Below are 22270 nucleotides of genomic sequence, written 5' to 3'. Positions count from 1 at the left end.
GTTCTCCTGCTCTCTCAGTACAATCCCTGATCAACCAACCACTGCATATGGTCAGGGCTAAAGCCCATCATCTTCTGCCGTTCTTCAAACGGGCGAAAATCTTCATACAGCAATGGTGCATTGATATACGAGTTATCTTTACGCTGCAGCTCTTTAAAGATGGCCTGCCGACCTACATGGAATTTGGTGTCAAAGACTTCTAAACCCAAATTTTTTCCCCAGCCATCAACAACACGATGGTTAAACCACTCATACACCGGACGCTGAGGATCAGGACGGAAAGTGGGGTCGGGTCCCCATCCGTTCCAATCGAGATCAAGGTGGTTGTATGTCTTCCGTCCGAAAGTTTTTTCTTTTTCAAGCCATAAATTCACCGCGAACTTAGTGAGCCCCTGCGTACCGAGTTCGTTCGATGCCCATAGAGATCTGCGAACATCGTCATAAAACCTACTTTGTTCTGCTAAGAGCCACCCCGCCTCAACATGAGGTCCCCAGCTGCACGACAAAAAAGTAGGACGCAATCTTCCATGTGCAGGAAAGAAAGGGTCTTCTAGGAAGATTGCGCATGCGATCACGGAGAAAGTTTGAGGCATACCAAATCCATCAGCATCGCTTATTTTCTCAATACCGGAATACATCGTTGAACCGGCTCCCAACAACACGTAGTTTGGCCGATTAATCTCCGAAAAATACGACATCGTATGGTCGATGTAAGGATCAATAACCGCAACCCAATCCGGATTCGCCACTTCCTGGATTAAGACATTCCCGTATTCCCAGCTACGTTGTAGCTGTAGCCATCTCTCACGTCCCCCCCTGTCCCACTTCAAATAGAGTTGCTGGGAATTGATCATCAAGGCCGTCTATGTATTCACGGACATACCCCATGAACTGATCAAAGGACATATTTATATAGTAGATTTGGGAATCTAACGGCTGCGTTTTCCGCATATCAACTATCGACATTATTAGTCAGACCTTTGCAGAATAGTCATTTTCCCCGAATAAAAATTCAAATCACGCAGCCTTATATCCAGGCGTTCTAAATAGCAAAGCATCATATCTGGATTGAATCGCTCTTTTTTCAAACGACGACTATAAAATTCAGGCTCTTCAAAATCGAATATTACGCCGTTTACTCCACGCTCATCATTCGAGGACCTTTCAAAATTCCAGCCCTCTACGTTCTCGCAAAAAACACTAAGTCTGGCTGGATTAATATAAAAATCCCCTTCGCCAAAATAGCCACCGCAAGGGTAATCAAGTTTTGAATAGTTAAAGCTACAGGAATTGTAATCTGAAGCTTGACTAACCGATACAACCTCAGAGTTTTTGACGACTGGGAAGAGTAACCCTCCAAAAGCACGATTTCTAGGAAGAAATGCAATCGCAGAGTCCGCAAGTTCATTCACGCCCATAACTGCGATCCAACACGGATTCTCCGTCTCTACGGTTATAAATATCCTTCCACCTTGCGGAATCGCATGAACAAAATTCCCTGATTTTACTGTTAGATCATATCTGGAGGGAAACTTTCGAGTTGTCCCCTGGTTCACGTTTAGTTGATCCCATGCATACTCAACAGCGCTCTCATACGGAAGATTCACAAACTGAACAAGGCCACCAATTTTATCCTTATACTCAGGGAAAATATCTTCTTTAAACTTCATTACACCTCCCCAATCATGTGGAGTAACCACCGCTTCTGGATTTGAGTACTTCTGTAGACATAAAGCTCAACCGTTAAAGGGGAAGCTAACATGTTCTGGTGGCAAATACGCGGTTTTGAAAAACCTTCACCCAAAAGTGTCCCGATCAAGCCACCCAAGCCCAAAAAACGCCTATCCCATCGAACTTCGCGGGGAAGCTCGTGGGATAGGCGTCGTAAAGCTTAAATGCTTAGTTGTTACTTCTTGGTGGCAAAAACCCGCTTAATTTCTGCGCCAAGGTTCTCGTCGACCTGAGTCCAGTACCAGTAAACTCGTTCCTCAACCTCTGGAGAAATACCGGCCATAGCGTTGGTAACGTTGTCTACAAAGCGCTCTTTCTCTCCGTCATCAAAAACCTCACGGTAGAGAATTCCCGCCTGGATAAAGTCATCATCCTCAGCATGCTTTACATAAGCCGCACGGGTGAGATCCGTGCCATGAGGATCAGGATTAACAAAAAGATCACTGGCCTGACCATAGGTAACACCCGAAGAAGACGTCTCACCATCGTCGAGGTAACCAGCACCCTTGTCATAACGATTTGGCGAATACACCGGCGCATCTGCCGGGTTAAACTGATACGCCATCGGACCCTCATGCTCATAAGTATTCACTGGAACCACCGGCTGGTTGATCGGCAGCTGACGGTAGTTTGCACCAATACGCGTGCGCTGAGCATCTGCATACGCAAACGCACGAGCCATCAACATACGGTCAGGCGACAGTCCTACGCCTGGAACCAAGTTCGACGGATCGAACGCCAACTGCTCGATCTGCGTGAAGAAGTTCTTTGGGTTGCGGTTGAGAACAAAGTATCCAACGTCGACCAGCGGGTAGTCCTTCTGCGACCAGGTCTTGGTCAGGTCAAAGGGGTTCCAACGGTAGTTTTCCGCGTCCTCAAAAGGCATGATTTGGACCTTGACGTCCCAGATGGGGAAGTCGCCGTGCGCGATAGCATTGTAGAGATCCTCGCGATGGTGATCAGCGTTCTTGCCCGCCATCTCCTGAGCCTCAGCGTCGGTGAAGGTATCCCAGCCCAAGCGAGACTTGAAGTGGTACTTCACCCATACTGGCTTGCCCTCCTCGTTGATCCACTGGAAGGTGTGGGAACCAAAACCATCCTGGTGGCGGGAAGTCTTAGGAGTGCCACGATCACCCATGAGGTATGTCACCTGGTGAGCAGATTCAGGGGTGCGGGTCCAGAAATCCCACTGCATGTCCGCATCGCGGAGGCCGTTACGGCCTAGGCGCTTCTGGGAATGGATGAAATCCGGGAACTTAATGGCATCGCGCAGGAAGAAGGTAGGGGTGTTGTTACCCACGATGTCGTAATTGCCGTCCTGAGTCCAGAAACGCAGCGCGAACCCATGCACGTCACGCCAGGTATCTGGGGAACCTTGCTCACCAGCCACCGTGGAGAAGCGGATAGCCATCGGGGTGACGGTGCCCTTTTGGAACAGCTTGGCCTTGGTGTATTCCGACACGTCTTCGGTGATGTGCAGCTCACCAAAAGCGCCGTGGCCTTTAGCGTGGGGGTTGCGCTCCGGGACGCGCTCGCGGTTGAAGTGGGCGAGCTTCTCAATCAGATGAAGGTCATTAAGAACGTTAGGGCCCTGAGGCCCAGCGGTGATGGAAATGTTCTCACTAGGAACTGGCTGTCCGCCTTCGCGCGTTGTGTGAGCAACAGACCCAGTGCGCTCTCCGGCACTGATGATGGGATCGACTGGTGAGTTCATGGAAATTCCCTCCTTTAAGGGCTGGCTTGGAACTTGGAATGAGTCTTAAGTTAAAAATAACCTTACATTGAAAACTAAAACCTTGCAACAGATTTTTATTGAGAGGTTCACCTTACAACTCTTGTTTAGGTGGTAAAGTCCTTAGTTATGAAGGACTCGGAACGCGACGATCGCGTCACCCAACTGGCACTCGCTGCCGGCCGCGGCGACAAAACCGCACTCACCGAGTTCATCCGTGAGACCCAAAATGACGTCTGGCGCTTACTCGCCCACCTAGGTGGCAGCGAAATCGCCGACGACCTCGCACAGGAGACGTATCTCCGCGTCATGAGCGCACTCCCCCGATTCGCTGCGCGTTCATCAGCACGAACATGGCTGCTCTCACTGGCACGCCGCGTATGGGTGGACAATATTCGCCATGACATGGCCCGCCCTCGAAAGTCTTCCGCGGAAGTAGAAGACCTCGACCCCGCGGTACTCTCCACCAATGGCGAAAACACCTGGTCCGACTGGATCGACGTGCGTTTGCTTATCGACGCCCTCCCCGCTGAACGTCGTGAAGCCCTCATTTTGACGCAGGTGCTCGGCTACTCCTACGAGGAAGCAGCAAAAATCGCCAACGTCCGCATCGGCACTATTCGTTCCCGCGTAGCTCGCGCCCGTGCCGACGTAGTCGCTGCAGCCGGACGCCCCAACGCTGCCAGCGCCTAAATAACGAACAAGCGCGGCACCCTCCTTGACTATGAGGAAGTACCGCGCCTGCAACAATTACGCTTTGCTTACACAAGCAACTCCGCAATCTGAATAGCATTCAGTGCTGCGCCTTTGCGTAGGTTATCGCCGGAAACCACGAACACCAGGCCTTTGTTGTCATCAACCGTTTGATCCTGGCGGATGCGGCCAACCAGAGAATCGTCACGACCTGCAGCAGCAAGCGGAGTAGGTACGTCTACTACCTCTACGCCGGGGGCGTCGATAAGCACTGCCCGTGCTTCATCAGGAGTAATAGCTTTTTCAAATTCCGCATGCACCACCATCGTATGTCCTGTGAAGACGGGGATGCGCACACACGTGCCCGCCACTTTGAGCTCAGGAAGTCCCAGAATCTTACGCGACTCATTGCGCAACTTCTGCTCTTCATCGGTCTCATTCAGGCCGTCATCAACCAGGTTACCTGCAAAAGGAAGCGCATTGTACGCAATCGGAGCAACATAAGGACCGAGTTCCTCCGGGGCCTCCACGGAGCCATCGTGAACCAATTCCACGCAACGATCGCCGATCTCAGAGGTCTGCTTGGCCAGCGTCTCCACACCAGCAAGACCCGAACCGGAAACCGCCTGGTAGGAAGCGACATGCATCTTGGTCACCGACGCAACGTTGTGCAGCGCCTTGAGCACCGGCATGATCGCCATCGTGGTGCAGTTCGGATTAGCGATGATCCCCTTGGCCAGGTTGTCTTTATCCTCCGGGTTAACCTCGGAAACAATCAACGGCACGTCAGGATCTTTGCGCCATGCGGAAGAGTTATCCACCACAGTGGCACCGGCAGCGGCGAACAAGGGAGCGTACTGCCGAGAAGTGCTGCCACCAGCGGAGAACAATGCAATATCAATGTCCTTGAGTGAGTCCTCGGTCTGAACCGCGAGGTCTTCCACCTCAATGTCTCCACCGTTGAACTGCAACGTAGTTCCAGCAGAACGCGCAGAGGCAAAAAAACGCACCTTGTCTGCAGGGAACTTTCGCTCCTCGAGGATCGAACGCATTACTCGGCCAACCTGGCCTGTTGCACCCACGACGGCGACAGTAGTCATAGTCAAAGTTCCCTTTCTTTTGCTCCGGGGGTGTTGCGTTTCATTGTGCAACACCCACCACTAATTACCGAGCCTACACACAAAAGACAACCCGCCATAGCCCCACCATAACCCCATAATTGACCCTTATAACGCGATAGCGGATCCTCGCAACACCACAATAGCCGTTGCGTTTTAGACCCTCTCATTTCCTACGCCTTCCGCCGGGGCGGGTTAAGGGATGCTAGAGAACGCCAAAGGAGGCGAAAGATTTCCCCTTCACCTCCTTGAATAGGATGGCCGCTTATTTACAAGCTAAACAATCCTATGAGTTGTTACCGCGCCTGCGGAGGAATACTCCCAACAGCACAAGTAGTGCAGCGATAACAACAAACATCCATACGCTAGCGCCAGTGCGAGCCAAAACCTTCTTCGCTTTCTGCGGCTTTTTCTCAGGAGACTTGGGGGCAGGCTGATGTTCCGACGGCTTCTGCGGTGCAGGCTGTGGAGCTGGCTGCGGCGCAGGAGTCGGATGCGGGAACAACGGCAGCAACGGAATGACTACCAGCGGAATCAGTGGAATGAACCATGGGAAACCAGGCTTGGAGTATGCGTTGGTTACGCCAACCTCGTACACGTTGGATGGATTCTGAATGGTGATTTGACCATCATTGGCAATCCGATGTGTCCAGGTGGTTCCAGGGATACTCGCATCCCGCTCGGTAATGGTGCACTTGGTGCCCGCCGGGAAGGACTCCGGAATCTCAGCTTCGCCTTCACCAGTAATGTTCACAGTGCCTTTAATAGCTTCATTATTTAGGACACAGCTGTAATCGAAAGTAAAGCTCTTGTTCTTTGCCTTATCCTTCGCCGGATCATCAAGCTTCTTCACAATCTTGAGCTTGCTGTCTTCATGCGTGTAGGTATTTGTCGCAGAAACAATCACGTCTTGTTTGTCTTGAGTGATCGTGAATTTCTGGTTCTCCCATTCAGTAGTCAGCTTTGCGCCTTCTACCTTGGCATTCAATTCTTCGACAGCGCACTTAGTGCCCACCGGGAATTCACGGTCAATTTGTACTCTGCCCTTACCGTTAACAATGCGGACGGTCTCAGCTCCTTTTACCTCGCCACACTGCCACGTGAACGTAAATTCTGTTGGCGTGACGATCCCCGCTGATACATCCACAATCTTTTCAATCGTGAACGTTCCCTTGTGCTGGCGGTAGTTATTCTTTGCAAGAATGCTTACCGACGACTCACTTTCAGCAGGAATCGTGAACTCAGCGGTCTGGCCCGCCACAGGCTTTCCATTAACGCTTAGCTCTACAGTCCAGTCAGTGTCTTTAATAGGAGCTGCAACTTCTGTGACCTTACAAGTAGAACCCGCCGGAATGTTGTTGACCTCCTTCGGGGTTTTCTCAGTGACCTCAGTAGTGTTTGTTATAACAGCGCCGGTTGGTGCAGTGCAGGTGTAGTTAAATGTGAAGACTTTATCTTTCTGGCCTGTGTCAAGGCCATTAACTATCTTCTTGATGACGAACTTACCCTTCTTAGCTTCTGGCTTATTGGGGTAAGTGTTTGTGACCTTTATCTTGAGACTAGTGGAGCTGTTCTTGTTGAACTTCACCGTTACGCCATTTTGAGTTGGTACAGTATATGCAGGCTGACCTGTACCTTCATCTGTTATTTCAAATTTAACCCCAACGCCCTCAGGGACATTCTTTTCTGTAATAGAGCATGTCGAGGAAGACTTCTGCGTGTAAGTACTTGAGGTTTCACCTGCTGCAACGGAAATATTCTTCGTTTCATTGCCGCACGTGTAATCAAACTCGAATTTGTGGCCTTGCTGGGGTGCAGTTTCGCCTACGGCCTCTTTCTCGATCTTAATCTTGCCCTGGAAACCTTGACCTATGCCACCTGCGGCGCCACGGTCTACAGTAGCTTCCACTTTCTCAATTTTATCAGAAGCAATCTCAACGGTCGCCCTGTTCGTAATGAACCGAGAAACGTCATCATTGATAGGTGTTTCAAGTCCAATAGTCAGTGATTGTCCAGCCGTCAGATACCTTCCATGCTCATCCGGTACCATACTGACAATTACCCCACCGTTTTGCTCCTCACACTTCCAGCGATTTGAGTCAATAGGGGTATCACGCAGCACAGTATGTGGGTAGGGCGTGCGATCAAACACCGTCACATCGGAACATAGAATCAACAGCTGAGTATTTCCAACATCTTTGATTACAACGGGAGTATAGATATCAGAGCTCACTGTTTCCACATAAATATTCCAGCGCGCAGAATCAGGTCCAGAGTCATAAACTCCAGTTTTTGCTGTCGACTGCTCAAGTCCGCCAATTCCTATTTCGGGTGTTTTCCCGCTAAGAGTTCCGCTCCCCTTACACCCTGAAAAGTTAATGGATACTGCGTATTGGATTGTGCAGTCGTCCTATCCCACTGAACCGTGAAAAAGCAGTACCTGAAATATCACCATGCGTGTTGGCATACTCGGTTAGAGTAAAAGTCCATGTTTTTGCAGAGTCATCCCACGTACCTTTCGCTACTTCCTGCCCGCCAGAGGTAGAAAGTATCAATTCATTCTTACCCAAGCGAGAAAGCTCATTAGGAAGTTTCAAGGTAAATTGATCACCGGCTTTCGCTCCGGAGTCAACTTTCCAGGCAAACTGAACATCTGCACCTTCACCGTAATTGCCAACAAACATTCCGTCTTTGATGTTGATTTCAGTCTTCCATTTAATATCGCTAACCTCGCCCTTGCATTCCGTTGCACCAGCGGAGGGAACATGAGGGGAAACTATTAGCCCTGCGCAGACAATGCCAACCATCATTAGCATGACCAGTCTGCGAATTAGGGAGCGTTCATAAAACGCGAATCGATCATCTTTACTCTCTATCTTATTTTCTACAAGGCACCTGAGGGCTTTCCCAATCGAGAGGCTTCACACGATTAGGGCAAGTACCCAACGCGGATATCGCATAAAAGTCCTGATATGCCATATCCCCGTCGACTGATTGGGCAACAGCCCCACAGTCACTGAAAGATAAGAGTAACAGAAATAATACTAGGTTTTTTAAGACTCAAAGACCTTTTTCATGGAATTTTCTTATCTTTTTGCTTAAAATAATCTTTTTATGGCGTGAACCAACCTGAAACCAGAAAGGATTCCTGTCAATAACCTTAAAAGTAAAAAGGGTCCCTTTGTGTACATGTACACAAAGGGGCCTTATAAGACAGTTTCTTAAACCACTCCCCGCTTACCGCCCCGTCCCAGCGTAAACTTTAGCTTCTTCGTCCCCACCAAGCTCGAACTTTTCGTGGAGAGCCCGCGCTGCTGCGGGCAGGTCGGTTTCGCGGATCAGCACGGAGATGCGGATCTCGGAAGTGGTGATCAACTCAATATTGATCCCCTGATCGCGGAGGGCTTCGCAGAATTCTGCGGTAACGCCTGGGTGCGATTTCATGCCGGCTCCGACGAGGGAAACCTTGCCGATCTGATCGTCGTAAAGCACGTTCTGCCAGTCGTTCTGTGGCTGCAGGTTGCGTAGTAGCTCCATGGCGTGGGGGCCGTCGGCACGCGGGCAGGTGAAGGTGATGTCCGTGCGATTGTTTTCCAGGGAGGAGATGTTTTGCAGGACTGTGTCGATGTTGATTTCGGCGTCGGCAAGCGCACGGAATACCACCGAGGCAGCACCGGGCGAATCGGGGATGCCCAGGACCGTGATCTTGGCCTCGGAGTTATCAGTTGCTACGCCAGAAAGTACTGCTTCTTCCACAGGAATATCCTCCATTGATCCGGCAACTAGGGTTCCGGGGTCATTGCTATACGACGAACGAACGCGCAGGGGCACGCCGAATGCACGAGCATATTCGACGCTGCGCAGGACAAGAATTTTTGAGCCACTAGCTGCAAGTTCCAGCATCTCTTCAAAGCAGAGTTGATCTAGCTTCCGTGCATTGCTCACGATGCGTGGGTCGGCTGTGTACACGCCGTCTACATCTGAATAGATCTCGCATACGTCAGCGTTGAGCGCTGCAGCAAGGGCAACTGCGGTGGTGTCCGAGCCACCGCGTCCCAGCGTGGTCACATCTTTGGACTCGCGGTTGACTCCCTGGAAGCCAGCGACAAGACAGATTTTGCCTTCATCCAGCGCTTCGCGCACGCGTCCCGGAGTAACGTCCACAATGCGGGCATTACCGTGGCGCTCAGTGGTAATCACGCCTGCTTGCGAGCCGGTAAAGGATTGGGCTTTCGCACCAAATGATTCGATCGCCATGGCCACAAGTGCGTTGGAAATGCGCTCTCCTGCGGTAAGCAACATGTCCATCTCACGCGCAGGTGGTACTGGATTAACCTGGGATGCGAGGTCGAGAAGTTCATCGGTGGTGTCTCCCATCGCGGAACACACCACGACAACGTCGTTGCCTTGCTTTTTAGTGGCCACAATCCGCTCGGCGACGCGACGAATTCTTTCCGCGCTTTCCAGCGAAGAACCTCCATATTTCTGGACGACAAGTGCCACGGGCAACGCCCTTCCCGGAGCCATCTGTACTGGATGCACCCCTAGATCAAGACCATACGATTGTGAATAACTATCATACAGTCTATTTTCCACGCCGCAGTAAACAGGCGGCACGATCACGTGGTTGATCAAAGATTTTTTGAAAAACCACCTACATTTTTACACCTTCCCGGCGCGGCATAAAGAGAAAAGTACTGTCGCCCACATTACTTTCCGCGTTCCCTCGGCTTACCCATGGATTACGTGCGTCTCTAGCACACCCCACACGTGTGAATCGGGTTCCATCACGTGGGGTACATGATGAAAAGGGCTAAAAGCCATTGTCCAGTCGGGGGCTTTAAACGTGGGTCCAAGGATGGTGATGGAGAAAGACTCAAGCACTCCAATCCATGCCGCAATCGCAAACCTCGGGCGCGCACCTACTACCACCGCAGCAATTCCTATGATGGGCCATGTTGCTACCGACGTCACCACAGCCTGAATAAAGACATCCGAGAAGTGAAGCCCAATATCAGCACGCGCACTCAGCCACGCCACGAGGACACCAGCGGTGAGAAGGCACACAGTGCTTGTTGCTATTGCGGCAACAAGCGTTACCGCAAAGTACCGGAGTCGGCTAATTCCACCGGTGAGAATCGGCTCAATCCTTTGGGTATTCTCTTCCGAGACTATTCGCAGCACCACTTGGACTCCTGGGATAGCAGCAATGATCCACAACATGCTGAGCATGGTCACCGCAAAGTTGTTGACCAATTGTGCTGGTTCTACAGCGCCGCCTGCCATCATCGCAGCCATTGCGGGGCTCGAAGCCAGTAGGTCTTTGACAGACCCGATGAAGTATCCAAAGATTACGCCTAAAGCCACAAAAGCTATTACCCAGGTAAATGCGGGCGTTTTATTGAGCCGCCAGGCCAGACCCTCTGGGTCTCGCAGCGAACCATGGGCCGGTCCTGGTCGCGCTGGGATGATGCCTTGCCCAAAGTCGCGTCCAGATGACAAGCCGAAGGCCACAGCTGTCACAATGACGGTAAACACCAATGCGCATAAGAGCGGCCACCAGTGATTGTCCGTGGCGGGGCGAGTTTCATCCAACCAACCGAGCGGGTTTGCCCAGTTAGTCCACGCAGGTGCTTCCAGTGATAATAAGAATCCTCGAAGGATAAAGAGCACAGATAATGTGCTCAGCGCTAGGGTGTTTGCAGCTCGGGCGGTGGAACCGAGTTGTGACGCGACCGCTGCTACAGCGTTCATCATCCACCCGGTGGCGGCAAACGTGGCCGCAAGCAATAACGTGGCATCAGCTTCTGCTCCGCAGAGGAGCGTGCACACTGCCGTTACCACTCCAATCAGCGTTGACCCTATGATTCCCAGCAGCACGGCCACGGCCAGTCGGGCGCCACGTCCCATAGCCCCGGAGGCCAGTAATTCTGCTTGCTCAGAATCCTCTTGCCCCCTGGTTGCTTTGGTCACGGCAAAGATGGCCGCGATACCGGTAAGAAAGCCACCTAGGGTAAAGGCCCGCCAGGTGTTGAATCCCTCGTTGGTATAGAGGTTTCTCGCGGGACCGAAGATGAGTCCTAAGGCCGGGTTTCCACCAATGGTGGCATCTAAGACCGCCCGGTCTTCTCGATGAGGAAACATCCACGCATAGGCAAGAATTGAAGAGGTAGACAGCATGGTCACTATCGCGATCCACGGAATAAACCTTTTCAGCTCATGGCGCAACGTGGCTTTGAGCAGCACACCTGTGCCTACCAGGGGGCGTGTTGTCCTGATCATTGCCCCTCACCTGGCCCTGAGTCTTCCCCATACAGGTCTTTGAACAGGCTTTCCAGAGACGGCGGCTCCACCGTCAACTTATCGATGCCCAACGGAAGTACTCGTTCCAACACTGCCCCGACCTGATGTGGCGGGACGCTAACTGTGAGGGTGTTCCCAGTAATATGCGCGTACTCAGGGCATTCTTTGGAGTCCGGTACGTGGCGTAGCACCGCAGTAATGGTGGTCGCAGCGCTTTGTTGTAACTCGTCTAGTGTGGCGGTTCGAACGATGTGCCCCGCTTTAATAATGCTCATTCTGTCCGCTAACGCCTCTGCCTCCGCAAGGATGTGACTGCTCAGAAATACCGTCGCACCTCGGCCTTTAGCTTCACGTACAACATCCTGGAACATGCCTTCCATGAGGGGGTCGAGGCCGCTGGTGGGCTCGTCTAAGATCAGCAGCTCCGCGTCAGACGCTAAGGCCGCAACAAGCGCCACCTTTTGGCGATTACCTTTAGAGTATTGTCTCCCCTTCTTTGTCGGGTCGAGCTCAAAGCGATCTATGAGCTCCGCCCTGCGCTGCACGTTCAGCCCGCCCCGGAGAGAACCTAAAAGGTCGATAGCCTCTCCACCACTCATTCCGGGCCAAAGGGAAACGTCGCCTGGCACATATGCGAGCCGGCGGTGCAGCGCAACAACGTCTTTCCACGGGTCGCCACCCAGTAGTTTTACTTCTCCCGCGTCGGCCTTGAGCAGCCCCAACAGCACGCGAATGGCTGTGGACTTCCCTGCTCCATTAGGCCCCAAAAAGCCGTGCACTTCTCCGTGAGCAACGGTCAGATCGAGTTGATCGAGTGCTTTAAAAGACCGAAACTCTTGTCCAGATTCCGGACACGGATAACTTCTTCGCTGGTTTTCTGTGCAGAAGTACCCTTGTGTGCTGCCATTTTCTTCTCCCCTACTGTGGAGCCGACCTTGGATGTTTTTACGGTAGCACCGCGATTCAACACTGGGGGCTTTAATTCATCTTCTTCTACCCCTGTTAGCAGCACATGCGCAGTGGGGGCACTATCTTCCGCGAGTGCTACGTCGTCTAGCACCAACCCGTATAGGCTAGAAGTCGATGTACAGCACTCTTCTTGCTATGGGGTTCGCCCTGGCCTCGGCGCTCACTATCGCCTGGGGCACAGTGGTGCGCCATCGTATTGCAGAAGAAGCACCCGCCGAGGGCTCCCCTTTCTTGCAAGCTATTCGACGCCCCGCCTGGTGGCTCGGTAGCTTCACCGCCTTGTCGGGCTACGGGCTGCAAATTATCGCCCTGGGTTTTGGCACGTTATTAGTGGTACAGCCAATCCTCGTGTTGTCTCTGATGTTTACGCTTCCGCTTTCCGCGCGTTACGACGGCCGCCGCATGGCAATCGACGAGATAACGTGGGCGGGACTGCTCACGGTGTCCGTCGCGGTGCTCGTCCTTTTGGGGAATCCTTCCGCGGGCGACCCACAACCACCTCTGGGACGCTGGCTTCCCGCACTGGCCATAGGTTTTCTCGTCCTTTTTGTCCTAGAACGCTTTGCACAAAAGCAGATCAGGAACGAAAAAGCCCTGCTCTTAGGCATAGTCACCGGCGGAATTTATGGCTACGTAGCCGTCCTTTCTAAGGCCACCGTAGATGTGCTCACCCACGGGGGATTCTTTGCCCTTGCCACCACATGGCAGGGCTATTCCCTTGCTGCCGGGGCGATCCTGGGCACGGTTGTGCAACAGTATGCCTTTAACGCCGGTGCCCTGAAAAACTCCCTGCCGGCCATGACAGTGACGGAACCCATCGTCGCCTTCGCCCTGGGGTATGCCGTCCTGGGCGAGCAATTCCAAGTGTCGGGGGCTAACTGGTTGTGGATGCTTCTGGCTTTGATCGCCATGATTTTGTCCACGTTTGCGCTATCACGACGCGGTGTGGGCAGCGCATAACGCGCCTAGGGGAAGCGCCCGCTAGATCGCCCATTGGAACACCGCGATCATGTGCGCGGAGAACCATGCACCCAAGAGCAACCAACACATCGCAGCTGCGGGCAACACGTAACGCCCCTTAGCCAACTGGAAAATAACGGGAAGTAAAAGCACCACTGCTGGCAGTAGCAGCCGGGGACGTGAGTGCATGATGCCGTCGGAAAGCACAACGTTAGCCGTAATCGCTGCTCCGAACAGCCAATACGCCAGCGGAAGCCGTCTAAAAGACACGATGACTGCGCCTAGTGCTCCCACGATGGACACAATAGACAGCAGGTAGCCCACATTGTTGCCTTCGCGCAGCTGAGTGCTCACCCAAATCGCAGTAGCGCGACCAAAGTCAAAGGTAGAGTGCCAGCCTTTGGTCTGCATGCCAAAGTAACCGCCAATGTCACGCGTGTAATGCGATGCGTACATCAGGTAACTCACCAGCGGGACCGTAGAGACCGCGACGGCAGCCCATGCTCGCCAATTGCGGGCCGCATAGAGGGCAACTACCACAGCAAAAGCCGCCACGAGATCAATTGCGGTCAGTCGGAAAAAGCCCGCACAAAAAGTAAAAATTCCCGCCAGTACCCAGCGTCTATCCACCATGGCGACCAAAGCCCACACGGCACAGGCCAAAAAGATTGCCTCGGTATAGACCATCGTGAAAGTGGTGCTCATGGGCGCACCCAGCACCAGCATCGCGGCAGCCAGCTTCAACCGCTTGTTGGCCCCCATACGTGCGGCCATCGCCATCACGCCGGCGGTCATCGCGACCCCTGCAATATAAGAGATCAAGAGCGCGCTGGTGAGATAATTCAGCCGAGTCACTGTGTGCACCGCGGCTATCAGCCCTGGATATCCCGGGAAAAACGCAAGCCGCGTCTGATATATATCGGGATCTGGTGTGCCCCCGGCCTCGCTAAAATACCCGTATTGAGCAATGGCTAAGTAAATTCGACCATCCCACTTAGAGACCAACGCCTCAAGGCTGGCGTCGCCACGCATCCACAGCAAAAAAGCGAGCCGAACCAAAGCAGTTGCCACAAAAAGGACAGAGGCAGCCAGCCAATCCTGCCAAACCACCATGCGCTGCGGCCTGATACTAGGAAAATCCAACCACGCGACAAAAGACCGATACCGCTGCCCCAGCGCCCCATCTCCCGAGGTTGTGCGGACTGTGTCCCTGCGCATAAATGTCCGTCTTTCGTCTCGTATGTCTATCTATGGCGGATGCACACCGCATTGTACGCATTTGCTTCTCGACGACACCACAAACAAGGCGCTACCCAACAAAGTGGATAGCGCCTTATTTAATACTGGTCATCTAGTAGCCAAGAACTAATCTTGACGACGCAACCTAACAAGGAATACACCAGCAATAACCAGTAGCAATGCTGCCAATAGCGTGTACAAAACGCTCGCACCAGTAGCAGCCAGCTGCTTCTTCATAGGAGCCTTAGGTGCGGCAGACGCAGGAGTCTGCGGCGCAGTTGTAGCCGGGGCCGAGGTAGCCCCTGGCCCCTGAGGAGCAGTAAGAGCCGGTGCTGCAGGAGTTCCAGGAGCACTACTGCCCTGCGAGGAACCCCACACCAAAGCGCCGATAACAGGGATCAACGCAAGAGGAATCAGATACTTCCAGTTAAAGGATGGGCCTTCTGGATCTTCATCATCCGGGAAGTCAGGTTTGTTTGGATCTTCAGCTTGAATAAAGCCGAAGTCTAGAGAGTTATCCTCTGCGCCTGGCTTGGTCAGATCCGCGACAGTCTCGGCTTCATCTGTGGAGGAATCTGTATCTGTTGTTCCCTCACCGGTTTTGGTTGGCTCATAGCCTTCAGGAACATCTACAACCCGTACCGTGTACTTCTGACCTTCTTCCAATACTGGAAGATCGCTGAAGGTGTACTTGCCGTCTGCACGAGTGGTGACATCCTTTACCGGGGTGCCATTGACGTCTGTCACTGGCTTGCCGTCTGGACCAACGATCTCCAGCGTGACGTCGGCAAGGCCCTCCTCGCCTGCATCCTGGATGCCGTTCTCATTAGCATCCACCCAGACAAAGTCTCCGACAGAGACAGAACCCACGGGCTCATCGACGCCCTTTACTGGGACGCAATCCCAGTTGTTCTTGTCTTTCTCTGCGTCTGCGTCAGCCTCATTCTTGTCGTCTCCAAGGTAGACCTTGTTAACGATTCCCTTGGTTGTGCCACTTTGATCCGAGCATTGCCCAATAGCATCTGCCTCGGCCTTAGTTAGTGCGCCAGTGGCTGTATTACCAGCTGCACGCTTGTAAGTGACCTTTACCAGGTACTCTTGCTTCTCGTTATCTGCGGTGACGTCTTTTTCTGCAGAGACCAGGTAATCGTTGCCGGTTTTCTGAATTGGGTTTCCATCGACGGTGAGAGATTCAACCTCAAAACCAGGGACGCTCAGAGGCTCGTCGAGAACCTGAGGAGCTTTTCCTGCGATACCAGGAGTCTCATTCTTCACCGTGATCTTGTGCTCAACAACGAGCTTTCCGTCCTGGAGTTCACGCTCTGTCGTGCCGACCTGTTTGCCAGCATCAGTTCCATCGAGAATCTTAGATACAGAGAAACGAGCCTTTGCGATCAAGCCAGCATCAATATCCGTGCGATCCTGCTGCAAGTCCACGGCATCCGTCATCGAAATTAAAGCTTCAGGAATAACATCGGAATCGGTGCCATCTTTTTTGGTCAGGAGCTGCACCCTTTGTGGTGAAGTTAAAGAAAGCTGGGATTCCTTCCGGGAGTTTGTCTGCAGTACGTTCGTTGCATCGAACTGCACCTTGTACATCCCCTTGGGGAGCTTCTCAAAGAGGTACTTGCCGGAATCGTCAGTGGTGACCGTATAAGGCTCACTCGTGCCTGGCTTGTTGACGGGTTTACCGTCGGCATAAAGCAAGGAGACTTTTACGCCGCCGACGCCAGGTTCGGTTGCGATATCCCCTTGCTTGCCGTCAGCGTTGCGGTCGAACCACACGTAATCGCCAAGAGAGACCAGGTCCTGGTTGAACACGAACTGCGCCGTAGCCGAAGCCTCCTCTGGAGGTCGGACGAGTCCAACGTAAACGCCGGAGGCTTCGACGTAGGTGTAGTCGCGTTGAAGAGTTGGGTATGGCGAACCATTTGAAGGTCCTCCTACAAATGGTGGGTTCTCTCTGACGTAATTCTCATCAACCTTCATGCCACATGGATTCGTATAAGAATACGTAACCTTGACGGGCACTGTTGGCTCAAGCCATTCAGAAGACGTAAACGGAGGCACATTTTCAGTGATATTTAAATCACCAATTAAGTACCCTAGCCGATCATCTTTTCCACTATAAATAGGTTGTATTTTGCCGATCTGCCGGTCACCAAGGGAAACTTCACCGTTGATCAGGGTCGGCCTATACCTAACCATATTCTGGTATTCATATGGCAATGAACTATAGTCACGGACTTCCTCTGGGTTTGATCCAATCAAAACATTCTGAACCCAATAACCAACGTCCTGCTTGACTAATTTGGTTTCATATGTGGCATCCCAAGTACACGTTCCTTTGCCCTCGTTCGAAACAAAGGTCGCTTTATCTAATTCATCTTTCAATGCAACGTCGGCAAGACGACCAGATGTTACCGTAATCGTACCGGCAGAAGGAGTCCCATCAGATTTTTTCACGCTTGCGGGAATCTCGATCGTGAGCTCTGCAGGCGGCTTCCAGGCTGGAGCTTTAGAATCTGAGGTGGACCACAGTGGATGCGCATCATTATTTACCTTAAACAACCCATCGTTATGGGCATTTGCGGCTTCAGTATTCCCTGGCTACCAAGCCCCATACTCCGCTCCCAGTACAACAGTCCACTCATTCTCCCCTGTTTTAGTGACTACAGCACCGCCGGGGATACCAAACTTCCCGGCTGCCGGGTCCTCAGTGAAAGGAACATTTGGGTCTTGCGTAATCACCATGCGAACCCATCGCTGCGCGGTCACATTGTTCGGGTCCTGCGGGAAGCCGGTCTTTTTACAGTGTATTTATAGGTGACTGCATCTCCTACGGATACAGACTGGTTACCACCGACAACTTCAGGCTTTAGTTTTTCTAAAGTCTCTGGTCCGATCTCATTGCGACCAATGCCATCAGAGTAAGCACTTTTCTCTTCAGCTGAAGCTGTTGGGACAAGGAAACCACCAAATCCCACGCTGATTGTTGCTATAGCCGCAGTAACCGTACGCCTAAGCCGTTTCGGGGAGGGTACTTTAGTACCGCTTAACTTATTCAAGTAAAAGCCCATCCTTGCTTTACTGAACTAAGCGCTGTCTCCGCTTTCTCAAGGTCGAGCAAGCTTGGTTTCCAACACCAGTTCACAATAAAGCAATCTGAACTTGCATTTTTTGGAATTTTATTAAGGAAAAGGCCGCTTAGTATGGTTCTTCATGAGTCAAAGCAGCTCGGCCATGGATGGCGTGTCCCATCCTGAGGCTTGACTATCTTCGATATTCCCAGGCTATCACCCTTATAAAGTACGCGAAAATAAAATTCTATTTATGGCAGAATGGGTATTTTTTTCTTACCATTATTACATGGCATTTTCCCAAACGCCACAAACCATACGCCTAGTGTAAACCGCTTTTCACAACAAATAATTAATAAACCCCAGCTTTAACACTTACTATTTATATAAACAAATACTGTGGAGTTCTCGCCCCGAGTACCCCATAAACCACCCCCTTAATGGTTACCCTCCTCATTATGATTTCTCGCATACACCAAAAGTGCCCTCCCTGACTCCAGGAAGGGCACTTTAGTGCTAGCTAGTCACAAACAGAATTAGCCTTGACGACGCAACCGCACGAGGAATACACCAGCAATAACAAGCAACAATGCTGCCAATAGGGTGTACAGAACGCTCGCACCTGTAGCAGCCAACTGTTTCTTCGCTGGCGCTGCAGTCGTAGCTACAGCCGCAGGAGCCGGTACCGGCGTAGAGGTAGCGGTAGCAGGTGCGGGAACGCCAGGAGCTGCGTATGCCGGATTGGTCGGAGTTGCAGCGGAGCTACTGCCCTGAGAAGAACCCCATGCCAAAGCACCGATAACAGGAATCAATGCAAGAGGAATCAGATACTTCCAGTTGAAGGAAGAATCCTCTGGAGTCACAGGCGTGAGATCCTCATCGCCAGGAACAACATCTTCATCATCAACAACGACAGTCTGCGCCTCATCATTGATGTCTTCATGGCTAGCGACAACGGTGCTCTTGTCGTCCGCCTTATAAAGCTTCTCAAATGCCACGAGCGTCTTGCCAGCTTGATCGGCATTAACATCAAAAATAACGTCTACTGTGCCTTCAGACTTTGTAGCAGTGAACTCGGCTTCCGCCTTGATTCCAGTAGCTTTACCGGTCTCTTTATCCATAAGTTCGCCTTCAACAAGGTACTTCTGCCCCTCGGTAAGGCCAGTGTAGGTAACCTTGTCCACAACTTTTCCGCCGGTTGCTGAGATCTGTTTGTCATCATCAGACTGATCAGTCGCAGAGGTTTTCAAAGTTGGTTTAACTTCTTCCGACTTCGGTGCTTCCGGCTCCTGCGGAACCTGTGGTTCAGACGTTGGAGCTACAGGCTCTTTCGGCTGCTCGGCCTCAGTCTTGGGAGCTTCAGGTTCTTTAGGCTTCTCAGACTCAGTTTTAGGAGCTTCAGGCTCCTTTGGCGTTGTCTTGGTCGAGTCTACAGGATCAACAGAGTCGCCTGTTTCCGGATTCACGAACTTAATACTCAAAAGATTCTGATACCCAGCAGATTTATTTTCCAGACTGTAAGGGCTGTAGATCGTCAGCGTCACCAGCTTCGGGTCAACTTCTTTAAGATCAACACTAGTCACGTTCTGACCAGTGAGAATCTTGACAGCTTGTTCAATCTTATTAGTACTCACACCAGCACCAAAGAGATATTTAGTGCTATCCGTGCTATCTGTCCAGTACCACACAGCAAGCTGGGTCGCGTATCGGAACTCTTCATCCGTAAGCTCAAGTTTCTGCTTCAGACCTGCCGCATCATGGCTGTGACCATTATAAATAAGCTTTAAGCACACCAGCATCGGCTTCAGTGCCGCGCCATTTAGTAGCAAATCCCTGAAGAGAAGTGCCGTAATTGCTCTTATAGCGGAGGCTAATGCCTTTATTGAATACGTCACCCGTATTGGATGCCAGAGAATCCTTTAAAACTGGATACGGCTTCTCTATATTAAAGCAATAAGCCAGCTCTTCAGCTCCACCGTTTTCCGGCTTGACCACTAGTGGCGGAACGGTCGAATCATACTGATTACGCCCATCGCCGAAAGGCGCTTTCACGGCCGCGGCGCTATCAAGATAACCAAGGTAAGCTGGGCCAGTTTCCTGAGCTTGAACGCTGGTGTTCACGCTGAGTGCAACAGCGATACCAGTGAGCAAGGCAACTACTTTTTTAAAGGGCTTACTTCTCATTTTTCCTATTACCAGGCCACCCAGATCAGCAAACATCACAAAAGAACGCGCCTGCCATTGGGAGACCCAAGAGTCTATGGGGAGGGGAAAATCAAAAAGCCCTGTTCGTGGATTTCTACATAACCTCGTGTGCCAGCTTTTTAACGAATAGCAGCGTAAGCCTCGCATGAAAGATATTTAAAATAGCAAAGCACCCACGACAAATATGATGATATTTTTCTCAGCTTTCTCAAATCCCGTAGCCCGAGATTGCGTACACGTCCCCTAATTTCTCATATAAAAATCACTGCTCGCCCCATAATTACCCCCTTATTTCCACCCCCGACCCCTCATATTAGACGGGCAAAACAAACATCGGTTTAACCTCTAGCCGAAAAATTTCCACCCTTGCAATACTGTGCAAGTATTGCATATATCTTTCCACCTCCCCACCCCCGTCACACTTCATGCATACGTGTGCGTATCACATTCGCTATGTAATAATTCCTGCAAATGACTATTTTTCCACAATAAACCCTACATCTTTTTGCACCCCCGCACATAGCTAAATCCCCGCCAAAAACAGCGGGGACTAGCTAATATTCACAGTTACACGCCCAAAACCCTGTGCAAATCTTCGGCGATCGCCGCGAGCCGATCTTGTGCTCCCTGACGGTCCATGCCATCCTCGCCAGCTGGCCGAACGACCTCTAAATAGCATTTAAGCTTTGGTTCAGTTCCAGAGGGTCGACAAATCACCCGATCGTTATCTTCCGTTAGGAACATCATCCCATCCGTGGCGCCAAAACCTAACGTGCCCTCCGACAGATCAATCACTTCAGTGATTTTCGAGCCGGCAAGCTCCGTCGGCGGCGTGGTACGCAAGGTCTTCATTCCCTCAGCAATGATGGACAGATCCTCCACGCGGAATGTCAGCGGGGCCGTCATATACAGACCGTGTGCCTTGGCTAGGTCGTCGAGAGCGCAATCAAGCGTTCGCCCAGCCGCTTTAAGCTTTGCGACGAGGCTTGCCACGACCACCGACGCAGAAATTCCATCTTTGTCCGCTACCGCCTCCGGATCGCAGCAGTATCCGATGGCTTCCTCGTAACCAAAAGCAAGGTGAGGAGTGCGCGCAATCCACTTAAACCCGGTAAGAGTCTGTGCATGATCCAACCCATGCGCTTTAGCTATCTGAGCCAGGAGCCGGCCTGATACTACCGAGTTGGCATACGATCCCGTAGCTGTAGCACCGAGATATTCGCCCAGGAGAGCGCCTGTCTCATCACCACTCAGTTGGCGCCATCCACCCTCAGCAGTGGCGTCTTTGGTGGCTACAGCGCATCGATCTGCGTCGGGATCGTAGGCAATAATCACGTCGGCATCAATGGCATGCGCATGAGCTTTGGCCAGGTCCAACGCCCCTTTTTCTTCAGGGTTGGGGAAAGATACAGTGGGAAAATCTGCATCAGGTTCTGCTTGTTCTGGAACAAGGGAAACCTCGAATCCCGCTTTCTCCAAAATTTCTTTCCCCAGGGCAGCACCCACGCCATGCATAGCGGTCAGTGCGATTCGCACATTGGCGCGTGCTTCCTCGCTAATGTCTGCGCCGGCAAGTCCTACGGTCCGCTCGACGTAGTGCTCGCGGGTGTCAACCTCAAGAATATTGTCACGATTGCGCGCAATCTGATCAGCGAATGGGGCCGCTGCTATAGCCTCAGCGATTTCTGCGTCGGCGGGTGCGATAAGCTGCACGCCTTCAGCGTCGCCAGTGGCAATCCTGCCGCCCAGATACACTTTGTACCCATTATCGGCTGGCGGGTTGTGGGAGGCCGTAACCATTATTCCAGCGTCCGCACCCAACGCTTTAACCGTATATGCAGTCAAAGGAGTCGGGTTTTGCTGAGGCAGAACCAAGGCCTCGCCACCAGCTGCGGAGACAACCTCCGCCGCAGCAGTATAAAACTCTGAAGACCCGTGCCGAGCATCGCAACCAATCACTACGCGGGGCACTGAGTCGTGGCCCAGGTTCTCCAACAGCCACGCCATGAGGCCAGCCGTGGTGCGCAGAATCGTTGCTTCATTGAGTTGCGATTCACCCGGTCCCACTTGCGCACGCAAGCCTGCGGTACCAAAGTGAAGAGGAGCAGCAAAAGCACGCGCGAGCGAGGAATCGTCGTGCGCGGCAATCCATGCCTCAATCTGCTCACGGCTTTCCTGATTCGGATCGTGCTCTGCCCAAACACGCGCGCGTTCGATCAATGCGTTTGTCATTTCCGCTG

Annotated in this window: 10 protein-coding genes and 4 pseudogenes; 2 read left to right on the top strand and 12 right to left on the bottom strand. The window is 52.1% G+C overall.

Annotated elements, in window-relative coordinates; genetic code table 11:
* Positions 1-14 precede the first annotated feature (14 nt).
* The 3 genes from CBE74_RS13635 to CBE74_RS13625 all read right to left on the bottom strand — a co-directional run bounded on the left by CBE74_RS13635 (position 15) and on the right by CBE74_RS13625 (position 3445).
* Positions 15-854: a hypothetical protein gene (locus CBE74_RS13635; protein WP_225870238.1), complete on the bottom strand. Its 840-nt coding sequence runs from the start codon at positions 852-854 to the stop codon at positions 15-17.
* A 114-nt stretch (positions 855-968) separates the two neighbouring features.
* Complete coding sequence (locus CBE74_RS13630) at positions 969-1670, bottom strand: hypothetical protein (RefSeq protein WP_087453254.1); 702 nt, start codon at positions 1668-1670, stop codon at positions 969-971.
* Between the two features lie 236 nt (positions 1671-1906).
* Entirely contained in the window at positions 1907-3445 is a 1539-nt protein-coding gene (locus CBE74_RS13625) for a catalase (RefSeq protein WP_087453253.1), read from the bottom strand.
* Positions 3446-3592: 147 nt separating this feature from the next.
* On the opposite strand from CBE74_RS13625, the gene CBE74_RS13620 reads away from it, so the two are divergent.
* Positions 3593-4156 carry an RNA polymerase sigma factor gene (locus CBE74_RS13620; protein ID WP_087453252.1) on the top strand — a complete coding sequence of 188 codons (564 nt, stop codon included), beginning with the start codon at positions 3593-3595 and terminating at the stop codon, positions 4154-4156.
* 68 nt (positions 4157-4224) lie between these two features.
* Here the strand turns inward: CBE74_RS13620 and CBE74_RS13615 are convergent, their stop codons facing one another.
* From CBE74_RS13615 to CBE74_RS13595, 5 genes and pseudogenes are all read right to left on the bottom strand, one after another.
* Positions 4225-5256, bottom strand: coding sequence for an aspartate-semialdehyde dehydrogenase (locus CBE74_RS13615; RefSeq protein ID WP_087453251.1), 1032 nt, complete (start codon positions 5254-5256; stop codon positions 4225-4227).
* A 304-nt stretch (positions 5257-5560) separates the two neighbouring features.
* Positions 5561-8090 (bottom strand): annotated as a pseudogene (locus CBE74_RS13610) (DUF5979 domain-containing protein).
* Between the two features lie 421 nt (positions 8091-8511).
* Entirely contained in the window at positions 8512-9777 is a 1266-nt protein-coding gene (locus CBE74_RS13605) for an aspartate kinase (protein WP_087454819.1), read from the bottom strand.
* Between the two features lie 228 nt (positions 9778-10005).
* Positions 10006-11556, bottom strand: a complete 1551-nt coding sequence (locus tag CBE74_RS13600; RefSeq protein WP_087453250.1) for an ABC transporter permease — start codon at positions 11554-11556, stop codon at positions 10006-10008.
* Positions 11553-12484, bottom strand: a pseudogene (locus CBE74_RS13595) (ABC transporter ATP-binding protein). The gene CBE74_RS13600 and the pseudogene CBE74_RS13595 overlap by 4 nt, the downstream one beginning before the upstream one ends.
* A gap of 176 nt (positions 12485-12660) precedes the next feature.
* Between CBE74_RS13595 and CBE74_RS13590 the strand changes: the two are divergent.
* On the top strand, positions 12661-13506 hold the full coding sequence (locus CBE74_RS13590) for a DMT family transporter (RefSeq protein WP_087453249.1): 846 nt from the start codon (positions 12661-12663) through the stop codon (positions 13504-13506).
* A 21-nt stretch (positions 13507-13527) separates the two neighbouring features.
* Here CBE74_RS13590 and CBE74_RS13585 read toward each other — a convergent pair whose 3' ends face one another.
* The 4 genes and pseudogenes from CBE74_RS13585 to CBE74_RS13560 form a co-directional block, all read right to left on the bottom strand.
* Positions 13528-14619, bottom strand: a complete 1092-nt coding sequence (locus tag CBE74_RS13585; RefSeq protein ID WP_134316169.1) for a hypothetical protein — start codon at positions 14617-14619, stop codon at positions 13528-13530.
* A gap of 252 nt (positions 14620-14871) precedes the next feature.
* A pseudogene (locus CBE74_RS13580) lies at positions 14872-17825 on the bottom strand (SdrD B-like domain-containing protein).
* A gap of 536 nt (positions 17826-18361) precedes the next feature.
* A pseudogene (locus tag CBE74_RS13570) lies at positions 18362-20009 on the bottom strand (VaFE repeat-containing surface-anchored protein).
* A 588-nt stretch (positions 20010-20597) separates the two neighbouring features.
* Entirely contained in the window at positions 20598-22262 is a 1665-nt protein-coding gene (locus CBE74_RS13560) for a phospho-sugar mutase (RefSeq protein WP_087453246.1), read from the bottom strand.
* Between the last annotated feature and the right edge of the window lie 8 nt (positions 22263-22270).

Origin of the sequence: Corynebacterium silvaticum, from assembly GCF_002162115.2 — a bacterium.
GTDB classification, from domain to species: Bacteria; Actinomycetota; Actinomycetes; order Mycobacteriales; family Mycobacteriaceae; genus Corynebacterium; species Corynebacterium silvaticum.
Note: the sequence above shows the minus strand (reverse complement) of the source record. Positions and strands in the feature narration are given on the sequence as shown.

Bases quoted from the DNA above. Each gene is read 5' to 3' on its own strand.
- CBE74_RS13590 (WP_087453249.1), top strand. From the start codon at position 12,661: ATGTACAGCACTCTTCTTGCTATGGGGTTCGCCCTGGCCTCGGCGCTC.
- CBE74_RS13620 (WP_087453252.1), top strand. From the start codon at position 3,593: ATGAAGGACTCGGAACGCGACGATCGCGTCACCCAACTGGCACTCGCT.
- CBE74_RS13625 (WP_087453253.1), bottom strand. From the start codon at position 3,445: ATGAACTCACCAGTCGATCCCATCATCAGTGCCGGAGAGCGCACTGGG.
- CBE74_RS13630 (WP_087453254.1), bottom strand. From the start codon at position 1,670: ATGAAGTTTAAAGAAGATATTTTCCCTGAGTATAAGGATAAAATTGGT.
- CBE74_RS13615 (WP_087453251.1), bottom strand. From the start codon at position 5,256: ATGACTACTGTCGCCGTCGTGGGTGCAACAGGCCAGGTTGGCCGAGTA.
- CBE74_RS13585 (WP_134316169.1), bottom strand. From the start codon at position 14,619: ATGGTGGTTTGGCAGGATTGGCTGGCTGCCTCTGTCCTTTTTGTGGCA.
- CBE74_RS13635 (WP_225870238.1), bottom strand. From the start codon at position 854: ATGATCAATTCCCAGCAACTCTATTTGAAGTGGGACAGGGGGGGACGT.
- CBE74_RS13560 (WP_087453246.1), bottom strand. From the start codon at position 22,262: ATGACAAACGCATTGATCGAACGCGCGCGTGTTTGGGCAGAGCACGAT.
- CBE74_RS13600 (WP_087453250.1), bottom strand. From the start codon at position 11,556: ATGATCAGGACAACACGCCCCCTGGTAGGCACAGGTGTGCTGCTCAAA.